The organism is Marinobacter sp. AN1, from assembly GCF_026013985.1.
Lineage (GTDB): Bacteria > Pseudomonadota > Gammaproteobacteria > Pseudomonadales > Oleiphilaceae > Marinobacter > Marinobacter segnicrescens.
In genome coordinates, this window is sequence record NZ_CP110342.1 from 3,298,115 (window position 1) to 3,321,601 (window position 23,487).

22 protein-coding genes are annotated in these 23,487 nt (G+C 59.2%); 9 read left to right on the forward strand and 13 right to left on the reverse strand.

Features of this window, described 5'->3' with window-relative positions; translation table 11 throughout:
* Positions 1 to 28 precede the first annotated feature (28 nt).
* The 6 genes from LJ360_RS15145 to LJ360_RS15170 all read right to left on the reverse strand — a co-directional run bounded on the left by LJ360_RS15145 (position 29) and on the right by LJ360_RS15170 (position 6,551).
* Entirely contained in the window at positions 29 to 751 is a 723-nt protein-coding gene (locus LJ360_RS15145) for a DsbA family protein (RefSeq protein ID WP_091849941.1), read from the reverse strand.
* A 108-nt stretch (positions 752 to 859) separates the two neighbouring features.
* Positions 860 to 2,074, reverse strand: coding sequence for an IS256 family transposase (locus tag LJ360_RS15150; protein WP_264996055.1), 1,215 nt, complete (start codon positions 2,072 to 2,074; stop codon positions 860 to 862).
* Between the two features lie 115 nt (positions 2,075 to 2,189).
* On the reverse strand, positions 2,190 to 3,653 hold the full coding sequence (locus LJ360_RS15155; protein WP_143066578.1) for a DUF5666 domain-containing protein: 1,464 nt from the start codon (positions 3,651 to 3,653) through the stop codon (positions 2,190 to 2,192).
* 57 nt (positions 3,654 to 3,710) lie between these two features.
* Complete coding sequence (locus tag LJ360_RS15160; protein ID WP_264994423.1) at positions 3,711 to 4,121, reverse strand: DUF6502 family protein; 411 nt, start codon at positions 4,119 to 4,121, stop codon at positions 3,711 to 3,713.
* Positions 4,122 to 4,125: 4 nt separating this feature from the next.
* A complete protein-coding gene (locus LJ360_RS15165; protein ID WP_264994424.1) occupies positions 4,126 to 4,980 on the reverse strand; it encodes a DUF6502 family protein in 855 nt (284 codons plus the stop codon).
* A gap of 77 nt (positions 4,981 to 5,057) precedes the next feature.
* The gene (locus LJ360_RS15170) at positions 5,058 to 6,551 is read right to left on the reverse strand and encodes a DUF5666 domain-containing protein (RefSeq protein ID WP_091849949.1); all 1,494 of its coding nucleotides are present in this window, start codon (positions 6,549 to 6,551) and stop codon (positions 5,058 to 5,060) included.
* 213 nt (positions 6,552 to 6,764) lie between these two features.
* Here LJ360_RS15170 and LJ360_RS15175 point away from each other — a divergent pair, with 213 nt between their 5' ends.
* On the forward strand, positions 6,765 to 6,941 hold the full coding sequence (locus tag LJ360_RS15175; RefSeq protein ID WP_143066580.1) for a DUF6435 family protein: 177 nt from the start codon (positions 6,765 to 6,767) through the stop codon (positions 6,939 to 6,941).
* 76 nt (positions 6,942 to 7,017) lie between these two features.
* Here the strand turns inward: LJ360_RS15175 and LJ360_RS15180 are convergent, their stop codons facing one another.
* From LJ360_RS15180 to LJ360_RS15190, 3 genes are all read right to left on the reverse strand, one after another.
* Entirely contained in the window at positions 7,018 to 7,359 is a 342-nt protein-coding gene (locus LJ360_RS15180; RefSeq protein ID WP_091849951.1) for a chaperone modulator CbpM, read from the reverse strand.
* A gap of 12 nt (positions 7,360 to 7,371) precedes the next feature.
* Positions 7,372 to 8,343 carry a DnaJ C-terminal domain-containing protein gene (locus LJ360_RS15185; protein WP_091849953.1) on the reverse strand — a complete coding sequence of 324 codons (972 nt, stop codon included), beginning with the start codon at positions 8,341 to 8,343 and terminating at the stop codon, positions 7,372 to 7,374.
* Between the two features lie 123 nt (positions 8,344 to 8,466).
* Positions 8,467 to 9,716, reverse strand: a protein-coding gene (locus LJ360_RS15190) for an IS3 family transposase (RefSeq protein WP_413774371.1) whose coding sequence is annotated in 2 segments (ribosomal slippage) — positions 8,467 to 9,354 and positions 9,357 to 9,716 — 1,248 coding nt in all. Because the reading frame shifts where the segments join, the coding sequence is not laid out codon by codon here.
* Between LJ360_RS15190 and LJ360_RS15195 the strand changes: the two genes are divergently transcribed.
* On the forward strand, positions 9,706 to 10,143 hold the full coding sequence (locus tag LJ360_RS15195) for a hypothetical protein (RefSeq protein ID WP_264994426.1): 438 nt from the start codon (positions 9,706 to 9,708) through the stop codon (positions 10,141 to 10,143). The genes LJ360_RS15190 and LJ360_RS15195 overlap by 11 nt on opposite strands.
* An 18-nt stretch (positions 10,144 to 10,161) precedes the next feature.
* On the opposite strand, the gene fba is transcribed toward LJ360_RS15195, so the two are convergent.
* The 4 genes from fba to tkt form a co-directional block, all read right to left on the reverse strand.
* Positions 10,162 to 11,226, reverse strand: a complete 1,065-nt coding sequence (fba, locus tag LJ360_RS15200) for a class II fructose-bisphosphate aldolase (protein ID WP_264994427.1) — start codon at positions 11,224 to 11,226, stop codon at positions 10,162 to 10,164.
* 181 nt (positions 11,227 to 11,407) lie between these two features.
* The gene (locus tag LJ360_RS15205; protein ID WP_091849957.1) at positions 11,408 to 12,568 is read right to left on the reverse strand and encodes a phosphoglycerate kinase; all 1,161 of its coding nucleotides are present in this window, start codon (positions 12,566 to 12,568) and stop codon (positions 11,408 to 11,410) included.
* 101 nt (positions 12,569 to 12,669) lie between these two features.
* Positions 12,670 to 13,701, reverse strand: coding sequence for a type I glyceraldehyde-3-phosphate dehydrogenase (gap, locus tag LJ360_RS15210; RefSeq protein ID WP_091849960.1), 1,032 nt, complete (start codon positions 13,699 to 13,701; stop codon positions 12,670 to 12,672).
* The gene (gene tkt / locus LJ360_RS15215; RefSeq protein ID WP_091849962.1) at positions 13,701 to 15,701 is read right to left on the reverse strand and encodes a transketolase; all 2,001 of its coding nucleotides are present in this window, start codon (positions 15,699 to 15,701) and stop codon (positions 13,701 to 13,703) included. Before tkt ends, gap begins: the two co-directional genes overlap by 1 nt.
* A gap of 205 nt (positions 15,702 to 15,906) precedes the next feature.
* On the opposite strand from tkt, the gene LJ360_RS15220 reads away from it, so the two are divergent.
* From LJ360_RS15220 to LJ360_RS15250, 7 genes are all read left to right on the forward strand, one after another.
* A complete protein-coding gene (locus LJ360_RS15220) occupies positions 15,907 to 16,917 on the forward strand; it encodes an ArsR/SmtB family transcription factor (protein ID WP_091849965.1) in 1,011 nt (336 codons plus the stop codon).
* A 127-nt stretch (positions 16,918 to 17,044) separates the two neighbouring features.
* Positions 17,045 to 18,235, forward strand: a complete 1,191-nt coding sequence (gene metK, locus LJ360_RS15225) for a methionine adenosyltransferase (protein ID WP_091849967.1) — start codon at positions 17,045 to 17,047, stop codon at positions 18,233 to 18,235.
* Positions 18,236 to 18,483: 248 nt separating this feature from the next.
* Positions 18,484 to 19,878, forward strand: coding sequence for an adenosylhomocysteinase (gene ahcY / locus LJ360_RS15230; protein WP_091849969.1), 1,395 nt, complete (start codon positions 18,484 to 18,486; stop codon positions 19,876 to 19,878).
* A gap of 12 nt (positions 19,879 to 19,890) precedes the next feature.
* A complete protein-coding gene (metF, locus tag LJ360_RS15235; protein ID WP_091850193.1) occupies positions 19,891 to 20,760 on the forward strand; it encodes a methylenetetrahydrofolate reductase [NAD(P)H] in 870 nt (289 codons plus the stop codon).
* A 140-nt stretch (positions 20,761 to 20,900) separates the two neighbouring features.
* Entirely contained in the window at positions 20,901 to 21,659 is a 759-nt protein-coding gene (locus LJ360_RS15240; protein WP_091849971.1) for a transporter substrate-binding domain-containing protein, read from the forward strand.
* Between the two features lie 78 nt (positions 21,660 to 21,737).
* Positions 21,738 to 22,409 (forward strand): amino acid ABC transporter permease, encoded by a 672-nt coding sequence (locus LJ360_RS15245; protein ID WP_091849973.1) that lies wholly within the window; start codon positions 21,738 to 21,740, stop codon positions 22,407 to 22,409.
* 11 nt (positions 22,410 to 22,420) lie between these two features.
* Positions 22,421 to 23,167: an amino acid ABC transporter ATP-binding protein gene (locus LJ360_RS15250; protein WP_091849975.1), complete on the forward strand. Its 747-nt coding sequence runs from the start codon at positions 22,421 to 22,423 to the stop codon at positions 23,165 to 23,167.
* Positions 23,168 to 23,487: the final 320 nt, after the last annotated feature.

Sequence of the window (23,487 nt, forward strand, 5' to 3'; positions counted from 1 at the left end):
AAAACCAATCCGGTCGGGGTGGCGGGCATTACTGTTCGTTCAGTTCCCGCTCAACGACGGCGGACAACTGCTCCCAGCCCGGGCGGTTCAGGGGAATATTGTTCACCAGTACCGTTGGTGTACTGGCGACCTGTAGCTGCCTGGCCACCTGGCGGCTTTCCTCGACAGCTTCCCGGTGCAACTCTGACTCCATGCAACGGTTGAAGCGGCGGGTATCCAGGCCAAGGTCGTCCGCGTAGTCAGAGAACTGCCCGGAGGCGTCTGACAGGGACTCCCAGTTCGACTGTTCTTCAAACAGTCGGTCATGCATGGCCCAGTAGCCGTCCTGGTCACCGGCACAGCGCGCCGCCATGGCTGCGGCCATGGCGTGGGTATGCTGCGGCAGGGGCAGGTCGAAAAAGACAAAGCGCACCTCGCCAGAGTCTACATATTCTTCCTTGAGGCGCTGACCGGCGTTCGCAAAGCGGGCGCAGGCGGGACACTGATAGTCCGCGAACTCCCGCACCACCACTTCAGCATCGTCGGATCCGACAGATACGCCATAGCGGTCGAGTTGGGACGGAAAGGCCGGGGTGTCTTCAGCCACATCGGGCAATTCCCCCGGCCCGGTCAGTGATGGCTGGGTAAGGTAATAAAGTACCGCCACGACAGCCACGGCAATAATCACCAGCCCGGTAAACACCAGGCCCATGCGGGAGCGTTTGCGAGGTGAGGGGCTCCCCGTTTGCTGACGACGCTTGGCTTCACCCATGGATGGTCCCCGTAAATGTATGGACGGTAGTTTCAGGGTCGTTATTGTGGGGCGTTTGTCACGGCAGGACAAGAGCCTGTAAACAAATCTGTGTAACTGCCCACCCCATTACAGGTGGCCGTCCAGGCGGTCACCGAATTCGATAATAAAGCGATTCAATGCCGGCTTCCAATCACGGATCGGCATGGTCCATTTCTTCGAGGCCTGCTGGATCGCCAGGAAGGCCACTTTCAGTGCTGAGTCATCGGAGGGGAACAGCTTCCGGCGCTTGGTCGCCTTTCGAATAACACTGTTCAGCGACTCGATGGCATTGGTGGTGTAGATCACCTTCCGGATCGCCGGCGGGTACTCGAAGATGGTGATCAGGTTATCCCAGTGGCTTTGCCAGGAGCGAGAGATCTGTGGGTATTGGCTGTCCCAGCGCTCTCCAAAGGCCTCCAGTGCCTGCCGGGCCTCATGTTCCGTGGCGGACTGATAGATTTGCTTCAGATCGGCCGTCACGGCCTTGTAGTCCTTCCAGGACACGTAGCGCAGCGAGTTGCGAACCATGTGCACGATGCACAGTTGCACCTTGGTTTGGGGGTACTCAGCGGCAATGGCATCCGGGAACCCTTTGAGGCCATCGACACAGGCGATCAGGATGTCCTCCAAACCACGGTTCTTCAGTTCCGTCAGTACCGATAGCCAGAACTTCGCACCCTCGGTCTCGGCCAGCCAGAGGCCCAGCAACTCTTTCTGGCCCTCCATGTTGATACCCAGGGCCAGGTATAGGGACTTGTTGATTACCCTCTTGTCCTGACGAATTTTCAGAACGATGCAGTCCAGATAGACGATGGGGTAGATCGGATCAACAGGGCGATTCTGCCACTCATGAACCTGATCGATCACACGCTCCGTCACCTTGGAAACCAGTGTTGCCGAGATGTCCGCGTCGTACATCTCTTTGAAGGCATCTACGATGTCTCGTGTGCTCAATCCCTTGGCATACAATGCCAAGATTTGATCATCCATCTGGGTCAGCCGAGACTGACCCTTACGGACGAACTGAGGCTCAAATGAGCCTTCCCGATCACGGGGAGACTGGATGGAAACTTCCCCGTGCTGGCCCTTCAGGCGCTTGGCAGAATAGCCATTGCGACTGTTGCCAGTGCCACGACCTTCAGGAGCGTGCTTCTCGTATCCGAGGTGCTCATCCAGTTCAGCATTGAGTGCGGTCTCGACGGTCAGCTTGACCAGTTGCTGCGTGAGGGCTCCGAGATCTTTTTCGGACTTAATGTCCTTGGCCAGCTCGGCGGCCATGGCTTTGAGTTTTTCTTGGTCCAATTGTGTACCCACGATGGTATCCTTTTGAAAAGATTACTCAGTCGTGGGCAGTTACACAATTTGGTTTACAGGCTCCAGGACAACTACCCCGGAAATTCCCGCACACCCCGATACATCAATCGTCTTCTTCCAGTTCGATCTCTTCGGCAATATAGCCGCCACTGCCATCACCGGAATAGTCGATCTCGACACGGTCATTTTCACTCAGGTCAGCAAATTCCACATCATCAAACTCGGTGTCCGCATCAATTCGGAGCACGACCCCGAGAATGGTCAGACTTTCCGAACCGGGGTCCTTGTTGAGGGCGTCAATGCGCCCCTCCAGCTCATAACCGGAGTCATCCACCTCACCTTCACACTCAATTTCCAGAGCTTCCAGGTACCCCTCATCGGAACGCTGGATGCCTGCCACTTCAAGCTCAACCCGGCCCACCAGGTCCGGGCCGATAACCTCAGGGCAGCCCTCATCATCGTCGTCATCGTCCTCACGGATTGTGAACGGCGTCTGGCGAATTTCCACACCGCCAACCGTCAGGACATCGCCATCAACGCCATCGAGCAGTCCTTCAACTCCCGCATCAGCGTCACGGTACTCAATTTCTTCGGCCTGCAGGGTCAGTACACCGTTGTCGTTAACGTAACGCCCCTCTACCTGTAACAGAACGCCGGGCAGGATGTCGGATGGTGCCAGGTCATCGACTTCGGTATTGGCATCAGTAGTGACCCGAATACCATTCAGCGAGAAACGGCCATTGGCGAATTCGCCTGCGAACAGTTCGGTTACCACGCCCGCGACCTGCACATCCTCATCAAGGGATTCATCCAGGAATGCCGTCGGGCCATTACAGATATTGCTGACGATAAACGCTGCGCCGCCGGAGTATTCGCCTTCGGCGTCCACCGGCGTACCGTCAGCGAGCGCCAGTTCGTCACATACAGCCCCTGAGGGAATCTGCAACTCCAGGCCATCGACAAAGTAGCGCTCGTTGCCTTCTTCACCGGTGACGGAAAGGTAGCCCTCGATTTCCTGGGCGTGATCGCCGGGAGACACCGGCCCCACATAGCTTGCCCGGAAACTGCCGTCAGCCTGCAGCCAGCCACTGACTCTCAGCTCCTGGCCGACGACGATCGTGGCCAGGTCCGCCAGCGTACTCTGTGTCAGACGGTCAAGGATGACTTCAAAGCCCATGACCTCGATACGCCCTTCACGTATGACATCGTCCCAGGGCTGAGTCACAGAGGTCACCGGCCCACGGAGAGTATCGTCATACCGAACCAGTTCGGCCTGGCCCTCGCCATCGTCCTGCCATTCGCCACGAATCTGCAGGATCATTCCTTTTTCAAGGTCTGCTTCCACCGGAACACCGGGTTCACCGTCAAAGTCATCAATGCCCAGGTTCTCGGTGATAAACCGGATGCCATTGACAAACACACTGCCAAAACCGGACACCGGCCCGACGCTGGACCCGGTACCGCGGATACCGCCATCAGCAATGTCCCCCCCCAACAGAAGAACCCCCGCCAGCCCCACCGCAGGCCACCAGCGATAACGTTGCTGATAGCAATGAGATGGCAGCAATGCGACTACCTGGACGAACTTTCATGGACTTATCCTTCTTGTTTCTCTTGTCTCTGGCTATTTATTTCTCAGGGTCAACATCGGTGTAACGACGAAACAGCATGCCCTGGGCGCCCGTTCAGAACGGGCGCGTTCAATGGAGCCGGCGCTGGCGGGGCAATAGGCGCTACGCCGAAGCATCACCCGGCCGGTGTGAACCTTCTCCACCAGACCCAGCTTGGTGAGTTCGGACAGGACATCGTCAACATCCAGCTGAACGTCTACACCATGCACCAACTCTTCGAACTTCGGACCATCATCGCCGCTGATGAGCAGCATGGAGGGCTCACCGCCCGCATCAAGGAAGCGATCGTCGCGAAGCCAGGTTGCAATAACGTTACAGGCGCTCCGTGAAACCAGCGCCTGTACCAGGCCGGTAATCTGCCAGCGGGTTGATACCTCACGCCCCAGTGCCGAAACCATGTTCATTCCGTTATCCCCTCGTCCGGACCGCCCTGAATCGGATCTTCAAAGTAGAAGACACTGATGCCTGTACGGACGGCTCTAGCGGCGTTTTTTCCCCGTTTCGGCTGACATCCTGGTCCCTTGGTCCCAACCAGCCGTCCAGTTGCTCCAGCAACTGCTGGGACTGACGACCCGCCAGTGTCCGCCACTCCTGAATGACCTCCGCCGGGATATTGTCGTAGGTCAGTGTTCGCTGAAACAGGGGCTGCCGACCCTGGCGGGCGCTCACCAGGTTGTAATCAATGGTGGCAACAAGGTCAGATACGTCCTCGCCAAAGATATGGAGCATCTCACTATCATCACCGGCTGGCACATAGGCCCGCTTGCGGAGTTCAACCATTCCGCCCTCCTCCGCCTTCCAGGCCACAACACCGACCCGCAGAAGTTCGTCCAGTACGGCCCTGGGAGTCATGTCACCACTGTAAAGGCGAACCAGCTCGGCGAAGCCGGCGCTACCATCCAGGGTGAGCACTGCAGGGTGGCCAACCGCATCCTGGAAACGGGGGTCATGCACCCAGCCCGCAACCACCCGGGATGCCCGGTTTCCCTGGCGATTCTGACGGGGCTCGAGGGGCTGGCCAGAGAGAATCTCACGCTGACGCTTGACCTCCTTGCGCGTAAGACCGGTAAGCACAGCCGCCCGCGAATCAGTCATCTTCCGGCCTCGCTCCGGAAAATCCTTCAGTGCGGTCTCGATATAGGCTCTCCGCGCGAGCTCGGCAAAGTCACCGAAAGGCACCCCATTGCGGAGCAGCAGACGGACCAGGGGCCGGAGGATTCGATAGAGGGCGCTGTGAAGTGGCCCGGGAGTATGATCTGACATGGCTTGGGATTGTATTCCCAGATAAGGGGGTAGTACCAGCGAGGGGCCGTGAAAGGCCCCTCAATTATCCAATGCCATCAATCATCACTGTCATCGTCGTCGTCTTCGAGCTCGATGGCAGTGATTACGTAACTGCCCGGCGAGCCGTTAAACTCAATCTCGACCCGGCTTCCGGCAGAAATGCCGCTGAAACTGACGTCGCCCCGATTCAGGGTCAGGCCCATGATACTGAGCGTATCACTGGTGGTCTCATCCACCCGGCCCTCCACTTCGAAGTCATCGTCATCGTCGTCTTCACGCTCGATCTTGAAGGCTTCCAGGTAGCTGCCGGAACTGTCAGAGCGCTGGCGCCCCTCGATTTCCACATACTGGCCCTGCGCCAGCGACTCCAGGTCCTGTGTGCGGCTGCGGGCATCGTCATCATCATCGTCCTCAATGAGGGTGTTGATGGAAATGGCCACCGTCACACCGGATACCTGCATACGGTTCTCCGCAAGGTTGACCGAGTCGATCACGCCTTCCAGCTCCGCGTCGCCGTCCTGGGGCTCAATCTCCTCCGCGTAAAGCAGGCCGCCGCGATACTCACCCTCGACCTTCACGAACAGGCCATCGGACAACTGGTCCTCGCGCAGCCCGTCATCAAACTCGGTATCGCTGTCCACCTGGACAGTCACGCCGTTGAGAATAAACCGGCGGGCGCTGGTGTCGTAATCACCGGCAATGGCACCGGAGATCTCCACATCATCGTCGTCATCGAACCAATCGTCTTCGCCTTCAATCTCCCGGGCCATAAGTACGCCGTTATCAAGGTAGCCCTCAACTTCCACCACCAGGCCATCACGAAGGTCTTCGGCGCTATCGAGGTCGTCATCGAACTCGGCCAGGCCATAGTTCACCACCAGACCGTTGATGGTAAACGTCTGGGCGTCCCGGTCCAGGTCCGCAATCAGCCCCTCGATTTCTGTCTCACGATCGTCATCGTCTATAAACCGCTCCGCCACCGGCCGAATGCCGACAAAGCTTGCCAGGAAGCTGCCATCCCCCTGACGCCAGGCACTCACCCGCACCCGGTAGCTGCCAGGCGCACCGGCCACGGTCGCCAGATCATCGCCAGCCTTGATCACGGTGCGCCCATCCAGCAGGACGGTCTGACCAGCCACCGTCAGCGAGCCGGTGTTCTCGACCTCATCCCAGCTGAACGCGGTCAGGGCACCACGAAGGGTGTCGTCGTATTCCACACTGCGGGCCCGGCCTTCATTACGGTCGTCATCCCAGTCGGCCTTCACCTGCAGGATCATGCCCTTTTCCAGCTCGGCTTCACGGCTGAGCCCGTCATCACTGGTGATGCTGCCGCCAAGGTCATCGGTATTGAAGTAGGTGCCGTTGACGTAGACGCTGCCAAAGCCGGAAACCGGCCCCACGCTGGTGCCGCTGGCAGTGGCACTGGTTTCGCTGGTGGTATCGCCGGAGTCGGAACTGGAGCTACCACCTCCTCCACAGGCCACCAGGGAGCCGGCGACGGTTCCGATCAGCAGGGCTTTTACTGCGACTGTCAGTTTGTTGCGTTTCATTGCTCTCTCCATTGCGTGCTTGACCGTTCTCATCGGTCTGGACTGTCCGGTGCGGTGACGCTTGCTCCGTTTTTGGGACTTTTTTCCCAATTAATATTTTGGGATTTTAATCCCAATTAATGAAAAGTCCAGTAGGCAACGGTGAAGTTTTTGTGAACCTCACGGGCCAGGCCACGTAAAAACCTGAACACACGGCAAAAATGGAACGGAAAAATGTTGGGATTTCTGAAGGGCGATCCAAAGAAAAAACTGCAGAAAACCTATAACGACAAGCTCGAAAAGGCACTGCACGCACAACGAAACGGGGATTTGCGGACGCACTCGAACCTGATGGAAGAGGCCGAAGCCCTCTATGCCCAGATCCAGGCGCTGGAAAAGAAGCAGGGGTGATTCAACAGTCAGGGAGGCGCTGCCAGGAGGCAAGGGGCAACCGCCCGGTCGCCCCTGCCATTTAGCGGAGGTGATGTCAGTCGGCGATAAAATGCGCCAGCAGGCGGTTCAGCCGATCCACTTCCCTGCGCATGTCGCGGACTTCGTCCAGCAGGTCAAGGGACATGGCCAGGCCCGGCAGGTTGATTTTCAGGTCCCGCTGCAGGCGCTGGGCTTTGCGTAACCGTGCCAGTGCCTGCAGGTCAAAGGCCCAGTCGCCCGTGTCCGGTGTGTCGTTCACGGGTGAAATGACCCCGTAGCTCACCAGCTTGATCACAAATTCCGCGTGGCATTCCCCGCGCTCACAGATCTCCCGCAGAGTGAAGGTGCCTGCCGGGTCATCCAGCTCTACGGTGATGATGGTATCCCTGGTTGTCATCCTGTCCCCCTCTCACACATGCAGTTTGCTGCGCGGATTGAAATGCTGTTCGGCTTCCGCCAGTTGCTGGTAGAGTTTCTCGGCTTCTTCGCTGTGCTGCTCCGGCATCACCACCTGCAGCACCACGATCTGGTCACCCGGATGCTTCCCGGGCAGACCCTTGCCCTTAAGCCGCAGTTTGCGACCGCTGTTGGAGCCTTTGGGAACCTTCAGGTTGACCTTACCCCCCACGACCGGCACGGTAACGCTGGCGCCCAGCGCGGCCTCCCAGGGTGCGATCGGCACGGTCAGCAACAGGTCCCGCCCCTCCACGGTGAACATCGGGTGGGGTGCCAGCTCCACTTCAATAAACAGGTCGCCATTGTCACCACCACCGATACCGGGAGCGCCCTGGCCTTTCAGGCGAATATGCTGGCCATCCCGCATGCCGGCGGGAATCTTCACCTTCAGGGTTTTTGGCCTGGCGACGATGCGTCCGTGGTCGTCCACCTCATGGACGGTAAACTGAACCTGCTTCTCACAACCATGGTAGGCCTCCTCCAGGAACAGCGCCAGGCGGGCATGCACGTCTTCCCCCCGGCTGCGGGTATCCTGGCGGAAACCGCCAAACCCTGCTCCGCTGAAGCCGCCGGCGCGCCGTCCTCCACCGAAGATTTCCTCGAAGAAGTCACTGAACTGGCTGGCATCGGCCTCGGTATAACCGCCACCGCCAAATCCGGACGCGCTCTGCCAGCCAGGTGGTGGCTCGAAGGAACCATCACCCCGGGCGCCATACTTGCGCAACTGGTCGTATTCGGCCCGCTTCTCCGGGTCCTTGAGAACCTCGTAGGCCTCACCCACGTCCTTGAACTTTGCATCAGCGTCTTCTTCCTTGCTGACATCCGGGTGATACTTCCGCGCCAACTTGCGGTAGGCCTTCTTGATCTCTTCGGGAGAGGCCGACTCGCTCACACCGAGTACGGCGTAGTAGTCCTTGAAGTCCATTGATTTTCCTCACGCCTTATCGTAAAAAAATCTCTAACTAACTATATTTGACGCGAATCCCGAAATTACAAGTCAGCCCGGCATGCTGTCATCGCCGGGAGCCTGCCCGCCAGCTGACCCGTCCTAATATACGTTGACGGTTTTTGTTGAAGCCAGCGGCCTAGGGTTGCTGGCTTTTTCATGCACCTCTTGGGGCGTTTTCATGCCGAGACTGAGGTGTGGCCTGTAGGTATTATAGGCAGCAATGGACTCCTTGATCAGTACACCCAACTCGGCAAAGGTTCGACATCGGTTGATAAGAAACTCTTGCTTGAGGATGCCGTTGATCCGTTCAGCAAGAGCGTTCTGGTAGCAATCATACCCATCGGTCATCGATGGCCGAATCTGATGTTTCCGTAGCACGCTTTGGTACAGAGAAGAGCAATATTGGAGGCCTCGATCCGAATGATGTATGAGGGGCTGATCGGTCATACGGTGACGGACTGCCTGGTTCAACGCGGCCACGGTATCGGAAGCTTTCATTTCATGGCTGAGGTTATGGCCCACGATCTTGCGTGAGAAGGCATCCGTAATCAGGGATAGATAATGCACCCCCTCACCTGTTTCAACGTAGGTGATATCGCTCACGAAGACCTGCTCCGGGCGATGCAGCTCACATCCTGCCAGCAGGTTAGGATGCTTCCTCATCCAATGGCGGCTGTTGGTTGTTTTCGTATAGTTTTTCTTCGGGCGGACCAGTAACTGGTGCTGACGAAGGTAATCAAACAAACCATCTCGGCCAAGCTTGATGCCAAGGGCTTGAAATTCTTCGTGCAGCAGATAATACAGCTTGCGTGTTCCTAATCGTGGCAATCGTTTTCGAATCTGCTGCACAAGAGCTTTAACCGGCTCCAGTTGAATCTGACGCATTCTCCGCCGCTGAAGACGTTGATAAATCCCCTGGCGTGATACTCCAAAGAGCGAACAGCTTTTGCTCAGGCTCACTTTGCCTTTTGCTTGCAGCGTGCGCGCTCCTTGGATAAATACTTTTTTCGCAGGCCGGCTCCGTAATCCCGATCCATGATATCGACCATTTCATTGAGCAGGAGGTTGCGAAGACGCTCATCTTCCAGCTCTTTTTCCAGTCGCTTTATCTTCTGCTCGGGCGTTTCCTGGGATCGGTTCATGGGCGAGCTCCTGGGCAAGGACCAGTCCAATTTACCATGCTTCCGAAGCCACGTGAGAACCGTACTGCGACCCTGGATACCGTAGGTCTTTTGCGCCTGTTTGTAGGTGAGCTCGCCTTTTTCGACCTGATCAACAACCGCTAATTTAAAGCCGAGGTTGTAATCACGCTGCGTGCGCTTCTTGCGGGTGGGAGTGATGTTGTCCATCTGTGCATCTCCAGATGACAACGTATTTCAGGACGGGACATACGAAACCGTCCTGGAAACCACCACCGGCGATATAACCCACATACTCCTGTACGCGTCCGACGCCCTGAAAGACAACCGCATTCCGCCAGCGGGATTTGTAAACGAAGGAGCCCCCGCGTACGCACAGCCTGCCGGGGTTGAGGGGGATGGCAACTTCAATACGGGCGGGTCGGGGTCTGATACGGTGGGTTACCGACTGGCTTTGCCGGCAGGTGCCGAGTTGCCGTTATCCGTCGAGGCAACGCTCTACTACCAGAGCATCCGCCCGACGTTCGTTAACGCCATCCATGGAGATCATGAGGCTATCAGTCAGTTCCGCACGGCGGCAGCAATGAATCCACCGCCGGCGGAAGTACTCAGCACCCTGACATTCCAGGTGGACTGAGCGACTGGTGCGCAGGACTTACTTGACCTTCGGGTCCAGCTCGCCAGCCTCGTAACGCTCGAACATCCTTTCCAGGTTGATCGGCTTGATCTTGCTCGCATTACCGGCGGTGCCAAAGGCTTCATAACGGGCCACGCAGACCTCGGTCATCGCCTTCATGGTTTCCTTGAGGAACTTGCGCGGGTCAAACTCGGCCTTGTTCTCGGCCAGGAAGCGACGGACCGCGCCGGTGCTGGCCAGGCGCAGGTCAGTGTCGATATTCACCTTGCGAACGCCGTGCTTGATGCCCTCGACGATTTCCTCGACAGGAACCCCATAGGTTTCCGGGATCTCACCACCGTACTGGTTGATGATCTCCAGCCATTCCTGGGGCACGGAACTGGAGCCATGCATGACCAGGTGGGTGTCCGGGATGCGGGCGTGGATTTCCTTGATCCGCTCAATGGCCAGGATGTCGCCGGTGGGCGGGCGGGTAAACTTGTAGGCGCCGTGGCTGGTGCCGATGGCGATAGCCAGGGCATCCACGTGGGTCTTCTTGACGAAGTCAGCGGCTTCTTCCGGATCGGTCAGCAGCTTGTCGTGGTCCAGCTTGCCTTCGGCGCCGATACCGTCTTCCTCGCCGGCCATGCCGGTTTCCAGGGAGCCGAGGCAGCCCAGCTCACCTTCAACGGACACGCCACAGGCGTGGGCCATGTCCACGGTACGCCGGGTGACATCCACGTTGTATTCATAGTCGGTGGGGGTCTTGCCGTCTTCACCCAGGGAGCCGTCCATCATCACCGAGCTGAAGCCGAGCTGGATGGAGCGCTGGCACACCGCCGGGCTGGTGCCATGGTCCTGGTGCATAACCACCGGAATGTGGGGAAACTCTTCCACTGCCGCCAGGATCAGGTGGCGCAGGAAGGGGGCACCGGCGTATTTGCGGGCACCGGCAGAGGCCTGGACAATCACCGGGGAGTCGGTCTTGTCCGCCGCTTCCATGATGGCTCGCATCTGTTCCAGGTTGTTCACGTTAAAAGCGGGCACACCGTAACCATGCTCGGCGGCATGATCCAGAAGTTGCCGCATCGAAATCAGGGCCATGTGTTTTCTCCTTGATAGGTCTGTGTCTTTTAGGTCATCCGCAATGGTCAGCGAGACTGGGGGTGGGGGAACTTTCCGGGACCGTCTGCAGCCAGGGATGGCTGCAGTCGAGCCCTACAGGGACGTATTCACGGGCGTGTCCCGGAAAGTTTCACCGCCCCCAGGCTCCCGCACCTATGTATCAGGCGCCGCGCTCTTCCAGTACCGCTACTGCAGGCAACGTCTTGCCTTCCACGAACTCCAGGAAGGCACCGCCGCCGGTGGAGATATACGAAATCTTGTCAGCTACGCCATACTTGTCAACCGCCGCCACGGTATCACCACCGCCGGCCAGCGAGAACGCGTCGCTCTCAGCAATAGCATGGGCCAGGGCCTTGGTGCCATTACCAAACTGATCGAATTCGAATACGCCGACCGGGCCATTCCACAGAATGGTCTTTGCATTCTTGAGCAACTGGGCGAATTCGCCGGCGGTTTCAGGGCCGACGTCGAGGATCATATCGTCCTCGGCCACGTCGGAAATGTTCTTCACCGTCGCGGTGGCATTTTCGGAAAACTCCGGAGCCACCACAACATCGACCGGCAGCGGAATTTCCACCCGGGAGGCAATGTCCTTGGCGGTGTCGATCAGGTCATGCTCACACAGTGACTTGCCGACAGGGTGCCCGGCGGCCGCCAGGAAGGTGTTGGCGATACCGCCGCCCACGATGATCTGGTCGCACACCTTTTCCAGGGCGTTCAGCACATCCAGCTTGGTGGACACCTTGGAGCCGCCAACGATGGCGACCACCGGCTTGGCCGGGTTGTCCAGGGCCTTGCCCAAAGCGTCCAGCTCCGCAGCCAGCAGCGGGCCCGCGCAGGCTTCCGGGGCGAACCTGGCGACACCGTGGGTTGAGGCCTGGGCCCGGTGGGCGGTGCCGAAGGCGTCCATTACGTAAACATCACACAGGGCGGCATATTGCTTCGCCAGCGCCTCGTTGTCTTTTTTCTCACCTTTATTGAAGCGGACGTTTTCGAACAGCACCACTTCGCCGTCGGCTACCTCGACACCGTCCAGGTAGTCCTTGACCAGGCGAACTTCCTGACCCAGCATTCCGGTCAGGTGCTCGGCCACCGGCTTCATGGAGGAGGCCTCGTCGTAAACGCCTTCTTCCGGACGGCCCAGGTGGGACATCAGCATGACTTTCGCTCCGGCATCCCGCGCCGCCTTGATGGTGGGCAATGAGGCACGGATACGAGCGTCGCTGCTGACCTTGCCGTCCTTTACCGGCACGTTCAGATCTTCACGAATCAGAACCCGCTTGCCCGCGAGGTTCAGGTCAGTCATTTTCTTGATGGCCATAATCGCAGTTCCATTTTCCTGAGAGTTCGAATGCTTTTTTGCCACGGAATCCACGGCCCTTCGACAAGCTCAGGGCGAGCGGGCGTGGGTTCCGTGGCCAATTAATCGTTTTTACCCAACCAGCACCGGGCTACATCCAGCATCCGGTTGGCAAAGCCCCATTCGTTATCAAACCAGCACAGCACCTTTACCATTCGCCCGCCGGTGACCCGGGTCTGGCCGCCATCGACGATGCCGGAGTGGGCATCGTGGTTGAAATCGGAGCTGGCCAGCAGTTCGTCGGTATAGCCCAATACGCCCTTAAGGCCATTTCTCGAGGCATCCGCCAGCAGGCGGTTCACCTCTTCAACGGAGGTTTCACGGCGCACGTTCACCACCATATCGATGGCAGAGACATTCAACGTGGGCACCCTCATGGCCACGGAACTGAACCGGTCTTTCATTGCCGGTAACAGCCGCTCGATACCCCGGGACAGGCCCGTGTCCACCGGCACGATATTGTGCAGGGCGCTGCGGGTACGGCGCAGGTCCTGGTGGTGGTAGGCGTCGATAACCGGCTGGTCGTTCATGGCCGCATGGATGGTGGTGGTACTGCCCTGCTCCACTCCCAACGCTTCGTCCAGCACCTTTATCACCGGCACCAGGCAGTTGGTGGTGCAGGAGGCCGCCGACACGATGCGGTCTGCGGCTTCCAGGCTGGTGTCATTCACACCGAAAACCACCGTGCGATCCACATCCGGCTCCGCCGGCTGGGAGAAAAGCAGTCGACGGGCGCCCGCTGCCAGGTGCCGCTCAGCCGTGGCGCGATCACTGAACGAGCCGGAACACTCCAGAACCAGGTCCACGTTCAGCTCATCCCATGGCAGGTCATCGGGTTCGGCACTTCTCAGCACCCGGATGGCGTCGCCGTTTACAACCAGGTGGTCACCCTGTGCCTGCACGTCACCACGAAAGCGTCCGTGGGTGGAGTCATAGCGGGTCAGGTGGGCAATGGTGTCCAGGTCCGCCAGTTCGTTGATGGCGACTACCTGCAACCGGTCACGGTAGCCATTTTCATAGAGCGCCCGCAGCACGCACTGACCGATGCGGCCATAGCCGTTAATGGCAATGCGTGCAGGGGCTTCGTTGCTCATCAGTTATCCAGCAGCTCAAGGGCGGTATCGACGATGTTATCGACGGTGAAACCGAATTCCCGGAACAGCTCACCAGCCGGGGCGGACTCACCGAAGGTGCTCATACCAATCACCCGGCCGTCCAGGCCCACATACTTGTACCAGTAGTCTTCAATGGCAGCTTCAATGGCAATGCGGTTGGTCACATCCAGCGGCAGCACCTTCTGCTTGTACTGGGCGCTCTGGGCATCAAATACCTCTGTGGACGGCATGGAAACCACCCTGACCTTGTGGCCTTTCTCCCGCAGGGCGCCAGCAGCATCCTGGGCCAGGCCCACTTCAGAGCCGGTGGCGATCAGGATCAGGTCCGGGGTGCCTCCGTCGTCAGAAAGGACGTAACCGCCCTTGGCTACGTCTGCCAACTGCTTGTCGTCACGCTCCTGATGCGGCAGGCCCTGGCGTGAGAAGACCAGGGCAGAAGGTCCGTCCTTGCGCTGGAGGGCGGCTTTCCAGGCCACCGCGGATTCAACCGCATCCGCCGGGCGCCAGGTGTTCATGTTAGGGGTGGTGCGCAGGCTGGCCAGCTGTTCGATGGGCTGGTGGGTCGGGCCGTCTTCACCCAGGCCGATGGAGTCGTGGGTGAACACGTAGATGGAGCGCTGCTTCATCAGTGCAGCCATACGCACTGCGTTCCGGCAGTACTCCATGAAGATCAGGAAGGTGGCGCCATAGGGCACGAAACCACCGTGCAGGGCAATGCCGTTCATGATGGCCGCCATGCCGAACTCCCGCACACCGTAATAGATGTAGTTACCGGAAGCATCATCTTTGGTCAGGCCCTTGCTGTCGCTCCAGATAGTCAGGTTGGAGCCGGCCAGGTCAGCGGAACCGCCCAGCAGTTCGGGCAGCAACGGGCCGTAGGCGTTCAGGGTGTTCTGGGAGGCCTTGCGGCTGGCAACGGTTTCGCCCTTATCCTGACACTCGCGGATGTAGGCGTCCGCCTTTTCCGCAAAGTCTGCCGGCAGGTCACCGTTCATACGGCGCTTGAACTCGGCGGCCAGCTCAGGCTCGGCCTGCTCATAGGCAGCGAAGGCCTCGTTCCAGGTCTGTTCGGCGGCAGCGCCTTTCTCCCGGGCGTTCCAGGCGGCGTAGATGTCCGCGGGAACTTCGAACGGACCATGGTTCCAACCCAGTTTTTCGCGGGTCAGCTGGATCTCGTCGTCGCCCAGCGGTGCGCCGTGGCAGCTTTCGGTGCCCTGCTTGTTGGGCGAGCCGAAGCCGATGATGGTCTTGCAGCAGATCAGCGTAGGCTGGTCGGTGTTTGCGCGGGCGCTTTCGATGGCGGAGCGGATGGCGTTGGCATCATGGCCGTCCACCGCCGGGATGACCTGCCAGCCGTAGGATTCAAAGCGCTTAGGAGTATCGTCGGTGAACCAGCCGTCCACTTCGCCGTCAATGGAAATGCCGTTATCGTCGTAGAAGAAGATCAGCTTGCCCAGGCCCAGGGTACTCGCCAGCGAGGCTACCTCGTGGGAGATACCTTCCATCAGGCAGCCATCGCCCAGGAACGCGTAGGTGTAGTGGTCAACGATGTCGTGGCCGGGGCGGTTGAACTGGGCACCCAGGGCCTTTTCCGCAATGGCAAAGCCAACGGCGTTGGCAATACCCTGCCCCAGTGGACCGGTAGTGGTTTCAACACCCGGAGTGTAGCCGTATTCCGGATGACCAGGCGTCTTGGAGTGCAGCTGACGGAAGTTCTTGATGTCGTCAATGGAAACGTCGTACCCGCTCAGGTGCAGCAGGGAATACTGCAGCATGGAGCCATGCCCGTTGGACAGCACAAAGCGGTCACGGTTGGCCCACTGGGGGTTGGCCGGGTTGTGGCTGAGGTAATCATTCCACAGCACCTCGGCGATATCCGCCATACCCATGGGCGCACCCGGGTGGCCGGACTTGGCTTTCTGAACCGCATCCATGCTCAGCGCGCGAATGGCGTTGGCGAGATCGTTACGGGACGGCATTGACGTTTCTCCAGTATTTGTCAGGAAACATAATCGAACGAAAAAAGAAGGCGCGTATTTTCGCCGATTAGTGGCCATCGGGGCAAATCGGCGTGGCAGCTACAAAGGCAGGGATTACCGAACCCGGCCAACCCACCACCAAAACTATATCAATTTTTTGATATAGATATTGCCCAATCCGCAACCAGCCACTAGACTTGCCGCCATGACCAGTATGAAAGCACCCGCCCTGCCAGTTGGCCTCGATGCCCTCGCCCCGCTCTACAAGGCTTGCGGTGATCCCTTGCGCCTGGAAATTCTGCGGGTGCTGCGGCGGGACACGTTTGGAGTGCTGGAACTGAGCCAGCTGTTCGACGTCCGCCAGTCCGGCATGAGCCACCACCTGAAAGTGCTGCACAAGGCCGGGCTGATCGAACCCCAGCGGGAAGGCAACGCCATCTTCTATCGCCGACCGCTGCACCTGGCTCCGGGCCAGGTCGGTGTCGTCGACTCTGCGGCACAACAGGTATTCAGTACTATCGACCGGATACCGGTGGCCGGCCACCTGCAGGAAAAGATCGAAGACATCCGCAGCCAGCGCGCGGACCAGTCCCAGGCGTTCTTCGCCCGCCATGCAGACCAGTTCCGGGAACAGCAGGAACTGATTGCCGCCTTTGACCTGTACGCGGAACCCACCGCAGACCTGATCCGCGCCCGGGCCGCCCAGCATGAATGGCAAACGGCCCTGGAAATCGGCCCCGGGGAGGGCGCCTTCCTGCCGGTACTGGCAGGTATCTGTCTGCGAGTGGTGGCGGTGGATAACTCTGCCGACATGCTGCGCAAGGCGCAGCAGACCTGCGCCGACGAAAAGCTGGATAACGTGGAGCTGATTGAGGGCACCACCGCCACCCTGCTCCCGAAGAACGAGCGCTTCGACCTGGTGGTGGCCAACATGGTGCTACACCACGTGCCCAGCCCGGCGGATATCTTCCTGGAGGCCAGCGAACTGATGTCGCCCGGCGGTTACCTGGTGATCAGCGACCTGCGTCGGCATGACCAGGACTGGGCGCGGGAAAACTGCGGCGACCTGTGGCTGGGTTTCGAGCCGGAGGAACTGAACGTCTGGGCCGGCGATGCAGGACTGGAGACCGGTGAAACCCTGTTTATTGGCCTGCGTAATGGCTTCCAGGTACAGGTACGGGAATTCCGCAAGCCGGAAAGCCAAACACAGCAATGAATATCAAAATTCTTTGATATAAAATCCGTTGCCAATCTGAACCGTATTGGTTAACAGCCAAGCAAAGCGAACATCACACTGAAAACAGGGCAGTAAACCGCCCGCCAGCTCAAGAGGAGCCTGTGCTATGTCTGACTACAGCATCTTTACTTCCGAGTCGGTCTCCGAAGGCCATCCGGACAAACTGGCCGACCAGATCTCCGATGCCGTACTGGACGCCATCCTGAAAGACGACCCCCACGCCCGCGTAGCCTGTGAAACCATGGTCAAGACCGGCGTGGCCATTGTTGGCGGTGAAATCACCACCAGCGCCTGGGTCGACCTGGAAGACCTGGTCCGTGGCGTCATCAAGGACATCGGCTACACCTCCTCCGATGTGGGCTACGACGGTGATACCTGCGGCGTCATCAACATCATCGGCAAGCAGTCGGTCGACATCGCCCAGGGTGTAGACCGGCAGAAACCGGAAGACCAGGGTGCCGGTGACCAGGGTCTGATGTTCGGCTTCGCCAGCAATGAAACCGACGTATTGATGCCGGCGCCGATCACCTTCTCCCATCGTCTGGTCCAGCGCCAGGCCGAGGCCCGCAAGAGCGGCCTGCTGCCCTGGCTGCGCCCGGACGCCAAGAGCCAGGTGACCTGCCGCTATGAAGACGGCAAGGTAGTGGGCATCGACGCGGTAGTACTGTCCACCCAGCATGATCCAGACGTCACCCAGGCCGACCTGAAAGAGGCGGTGATGGAACTGATCGTCAAGCACACCCTGCCCGCAGAACTGCTGCACAAGGACACCCAGTTCCACATCAACCCCACTGGCAAGTTCGTCATTGGTGGCCCGGTTGGCGACTGCGGCCTCACCGGTCGCAAAATCATCGTTGACACCTATGGCGGCATGGCCCGCCACGGTGGCGGCGCCTTCTCCGGCAAGGACCCGTCCAAGGTGGACCGTTCCGCGGCCTACGCCGGCCGTTACGTGGCCAAGAACATCGTCGCCGCCGGCCTGGCCGAAAAGTGCGAGATCCAGGTGTCCTACGCCATCGGCGTGGCGCAGCCCACTTCTATCTCCCTGAACACCTTCGGCACCGGCAAGATCAGCGACGACAAGATCGTCCAGCTGGTCAGGGAACACTTCGACCTGCGCCCCTACGCCATCACCAACATGCTGGACCTGCTGCACCCCATGTACCAGCAGACCGCCGCCTACGGGCACTTTGGCCGTGAAGCCTACGAGATGACGGTTGGGGGCAAGACGTTTACTGCGTTCCCCTGGGAGAAAACCGACCGTGCGGCGGCACTGAAGGACGCGGCGGGTATTTGATGCCTCGCTAAAGGTAATAAGGAGTGGACGCCAGCTCCCTCTCCCTTGAAGGGAGAGGGTTGGGGTGAGGGTGGAGAATCCAGCTCCGTCGTTCTAATTACAGCGCCCTGCAGGCGCCCCCTCACCCTGGCCCTCTCCCTCGTTGGAGAGAGGGAATGCTCGCCGATAACTCCGGGCCACCTAACTCAATTTGCACGACGACGGCACCACGAAGCCGTCGCCGAACAAGACACAGACAGGAGAACACCATGAGCACTCCGGCTGAACAACTGAACAGCTTCGACGACTACAAAGTCCGCGATATTACCCTGGCCGACTGGGGGCGCAAGGAAATCAACATCGCCGAGGGCGAAATGCCCGCGCTGATGGCCCTGCGCAACAAGTACAAGGGTGAGCAGCCGCTGAAAGGCGCCAACATCATGGGCTGCATCCACATGACCATCCAGACCGCTGTGCTCATCGAGACCCTGATCGAACTGGGCGCCGATGTACGCTGGTCTTCCTGCAACATCTTCTCCACCCAGGACCAGGCCGCTGCCGCCATCGCAGCCCGGGGCATCCCCGTGTTCGCCTGGAAGGGCGAAACCGAGGAAGAGTATGAGTGGTGCCTCGAACGCACCGTCGGCGCCGACGTAGCGGGCTGGGAGCCCAACCTGATCCTGGACGACGGCGGCGACCTCACCGCCCTGCTCCACGACAAGTACCCGGAAGTCCTGGAGAAGTGCCACGGCGTTACCGAAGAAACCACCACCGGCGTGCACCGCCTGCAGGAAATGTTGCGGGAAGGCACCCTCAAGGTACCCGCCATCAACGTTAACGACGCGGTCACCAAGTCCAAGAACGACAACAAGTACGGTTGCCGTCACAGCCTCAACGATGCCATCAAACGCGCCACCGACCACCTGCTGGCCGGCAAGAAAGCGCTGGTCATCGGTTACGGTGACGTGGGCAAGGGCTCCGCGGCTTCACTGCGCCAGGAAGGCATGATCGTCAAGGTCACCGAGGCCGATCCTATCTGCGCCATGCAGGCCTGCATGGACGGCTTTGAAGTGGTGTCCCCGTACATCAATGGTGAGAACACCGGCTCCGAAGACAGCATCAACCGGGACCTGCTGGGCAACACCGACCTGCTGGTAACCACCTCCGGCAATATGAACGTGTGCGATGCCAACATGCTCAAGGCCCTCAAGAGCGGCGCCGTGGTGTGCAACATCGGCCACTTCGACAACGAAATCGACACCGCCTACATGCGTAAGAACTGGGAGTGGGACGAGGTCAAGCCGCAGGTACACGTGGTTTACCGCGACAAGGCCAGCAATGACCACCTGATCCTGCTGTCCGAAGGCCGCCTGGTGAACCTGGGCAATGCCACCGGTCACCCCTCTCGGATCATGGACGGCTCCTTCGCCAACCAGGTACTGGCCCAGATGCACCTGTTCGAGAAGAAGTTTGCCGACCTGCCCGCGGGCGACAAGCCGGCCAACGTCTACGTGCAGGTCCTGCCCAAGAAGCTGGACGAGGAAGTGGCCCGCGCCATGGTGGAAGGCTTCGGTGGCGTGATTACCAGGATGACCCCGGAGCAGGCGAAATACATCGGCGTGCCCGTGGAAGGCCCCTACAAGCCGGAAAGCTACAAGTACTGATTGGAAACAGACATGGAATCCCAGAAGCAATTCAAACGACGCTTCAGTTTCGAGTTTTTCCCGCCCAAGACGGACCAGGGCCGGGAAAAGCTCCAAACCGTGCGCGACCGCCTGGCGGAAGTACACCCGGACTTTTTCTCCGTCACCTTCGGCGCCGGCGGTTCAACCCGGGATCGCACCATTGAAACGGTGCTGAACCTGCACAGCCAGGGCATCTCCACCGCTCCCCACCTGTCCTGCGTGGGGGGTACCCGGGAGAGCATTGCCGAGCTGCTGGATATCTACCGGGAAAGCGGCGTCAACCGCATCGTCGCCCTGCGGGGCGACCTGCCTTCGGGCATGGGTGCCTCCGGCGAGCTGCGCTACGCCAACGAACTGGTAGCCTTCATCCGCGAGCACAGCGGTGACACCTTCAACCTGGAAGTGGCCGCCTACCCGGAGTTCCACCCCCAGGCCCGCAATGCCGAGGAAGACCTGAAGAACTTCGCCCGCAAGGTGGAAGCTGGCGCCAACAGCGCCATTACCCAGTACTTCTTCAATGCGGACAGCTACTTCTATTTCATCGACCGGCTGGAAAAGATGAACATCACCATCCCGGTGGTGCCGGGCATCATGCCCATCGTCAACTTCTCCAGCCTGGTGCGCTTCTCGGATATGTGTGGCGCGGAAATCCCCCGCTGGATCCGCAAGCAGCTGGAAGCCTACGGCGATGATTCAGACAACATCAGGAAGTTCGGCGAAGAAGTGGTCACCCGGATGTGTGAGCGCCTGCTCGCCGAGGGAGCCCCAGGCCTGCACTTCTATACCCTCAACCAGGCCGAGGCCAGCCTGAACATCTGGAACAACCTGGGCCTGGCCAACCGGGACAAGATTTCGTTCTGAGGCTCCTGTCCTTCAGAAGGGCGACCGGACGGCCGCCCTTCCCTCCCCTTTCCCGCCCTCCTTTGGTCAAAGGTACCTGCAAAGCCCAATTACATGGTCTATCCTGATACAGGTATGTCCCTAATCTGAAAGGAGATCCCATGAAAACCAACTGGATGAAACCCCTTGGCGTGGCTGCTGCGCTGTCGCTGACAACCTCCCTCGCCTCCGCTGAAACCCTGAAAGTGGTCACCGACCCGAGCTTCGTTCCCTTCGAGATGATGGACCAGGAAACCGGCGAGATGATCGGTTTCGATATGGAGGTCATTGCTGAAGTCGCTGAGCGGGCCGGGTTCGACTATGACCTGCAGACCATGGACTTTAACGGCATCATCCCTGCCCTGCAGACCGGCAACGTAGACATTGCCATTGCCGGCATTACGATCACGGAAGAGCGCAAGGAAATCGTCGACTTCTCCGATCCCTACTACGATTCCGGCCTGCGCATCCTGGTACGTGCAGACAATGACTCAGTGACAGCCATCGAAGACCTGGAAGGCCAGAAGGTGGGCACCAAGATCGGCAGCACCAGCTATGACTTCCTGACCCGTGAGTTGGAGGATAACGATGGCGTTACCCCCTATCCCGGCAGCTCCGACATGTACATGGCCCTGATGAGCCGTTCTATCGACGCTGTTTTCTATGATGCCCCCAATGTTGGCTACTTTGCCCAGACCAAGGGTGAAGGCCGGGTCAAGACCGTTGGACCGCTGTACGAAGGCCAGCAGTACGGCATTGCCCTGAAAAAAGGCAGCGAGTGGGTGGATGAAGTCAACGACGCCATTGCATCCATGAAAGAAGACGGCACCTACGACGAGATCTACAAGAAATGGTTTGGTGAACTGCCGGAAGACAAGTAAGTCTTCGCTATCACTGCAACCCGCGCCGGAGCTCGTGTGCTCCGGCGCTTTTCATTGGACTGAACGGAGAAACAGAACGTGGAGTTTCAGTTCCAGTTCGACTGGCAGGCAGCCATCCATTCCATACCCTTCCTGCTCAAGGGCATTCCCTACACCCTGCTGATTTCCTTCGGTGGCCTGGCCATCGGCTTTGTACTCGGCATTATTTTCGGCTTGCTGAGCATCAACAAACACTGGTTCCTGCGCTGGCCCGCTACCGCCTATATCGAGGTTTTCCGGGGCACGCCCATCCTGGTGCAGGTACTGTTCATCTTCTACGGTCTGCCGGACCTGGTTGGTGGCCCAATTGACCCGCTGACAGCCGGTATTGCCGCCATTGCGCTGAACTCTGGCGCCTATATCTCGGAAGTGGTTCGCGGTGGCGTACAGTCCATCGACAAGGGCCAGACCGAGGCCGGCCTTTCCCTCGGCCTGTCCCGCACCCAGACCTTCTGGTCCATCGTCTGGCCACAGGCCTTCCGCCGCATGATTCCGCCCCTGGGCAACCAGGCCATCGTCTCCATCAAGGACACTTCGCTGTTCTCGGTGATCGGCGTTGGCGAACTGGTACGTCAGGGTCAGGTTTACATCGCCAATACCTTTACCGCATTCGAGGTCTACTTCGTGGTGGCGATCCTGTACCTGATGATCACCCTGTCACTGTCACTGATCCTGCGCTTGCTTGAGCGGCGTGGGCTGACGTCGGTTTAAGGAGCGGAAGCATGAGTCAGATAGTCAAAATGCAGGGTATGAACAAGTACTTCGGCAAGCTCCATGTGCTGAAGGACATCGACCTCACGGTGGAAGCTGGCGAAGTGGTGGTGATTATCGGCGCCAGTGGTTCCGGCAAGTCGACCCTGATCCGTTGTGTGAACGGCCTGGAACCCTTCGAGTCCGGCAAGCTGGAGGTGGATGGCCACCCGCTGGCGCCCAAGGGTGGCAACCAGAAATCCCTGACCGAGATCCGCAAGGAAGTCGGCATGGTGTTTCAGCAGTTCAACCTGTTCCCCCACCTGACGGTGAAGAAGAACATCATGCTGGCGCCGATGAAGGTCAAGAAAACGCCCCAGGTGGTGGCCAACGGGACGGCAGAACGGCTGCTGCAACGGGTCGGTATTGCTGACCAGGCCAAGAAATACCCCAGCCAGCTTTCCGGTGGCCAGCAGCAACGGGTGGCCATCGCCCGGGCCTTGGCGATGGAGCCCCGGCTAATGCTGTTCGATGAACCGACCTCCGCCCTGGACCCGGAGATGATCGGGGAGGTTCTCGATGTCATGCGGGAGCTGGCCAAGGAAGGTATGACGATGATGGTGGTGACCCATGAGATGGGCTTCGCCCGGGAGGTGGCTGACCGGGTGATCTATATCCACGAGGGTCAGGTTGTGGAGGAAGGCAAGCCTGAGGATGTGTTTGATAACCCTCAGAACGAACGGACCCAATCTTTTCTTTCGCGGGTTCTGAAGCACTGACTCTGTTGTCTGGTCGATGTCTGAGTTCTGGATTCGGGGGCTGGACCGGTGGCGGGGGGAGGCTTTCTCCGCTGCAATTCACGGCCCGTCCCTGGACCGACCTTGCACCGCGCCATCCATGGCGCTGCTGCGAAAGCCTCCCCCCACCCCCGTTCCGATCATACGATGGAGTTGCCTCACTAAACCGCCGCTATGGCGTTCTTTTTACCCCAACCCCGCCAACCTTCAGCTTGGCAGTAACCCCCACAGAAGTTCGGTTAACTCCAGTCGCGTTATCGAAAAGGCCCGTCGGATGTATGGTGTAGGGGGAATTTTGTAAC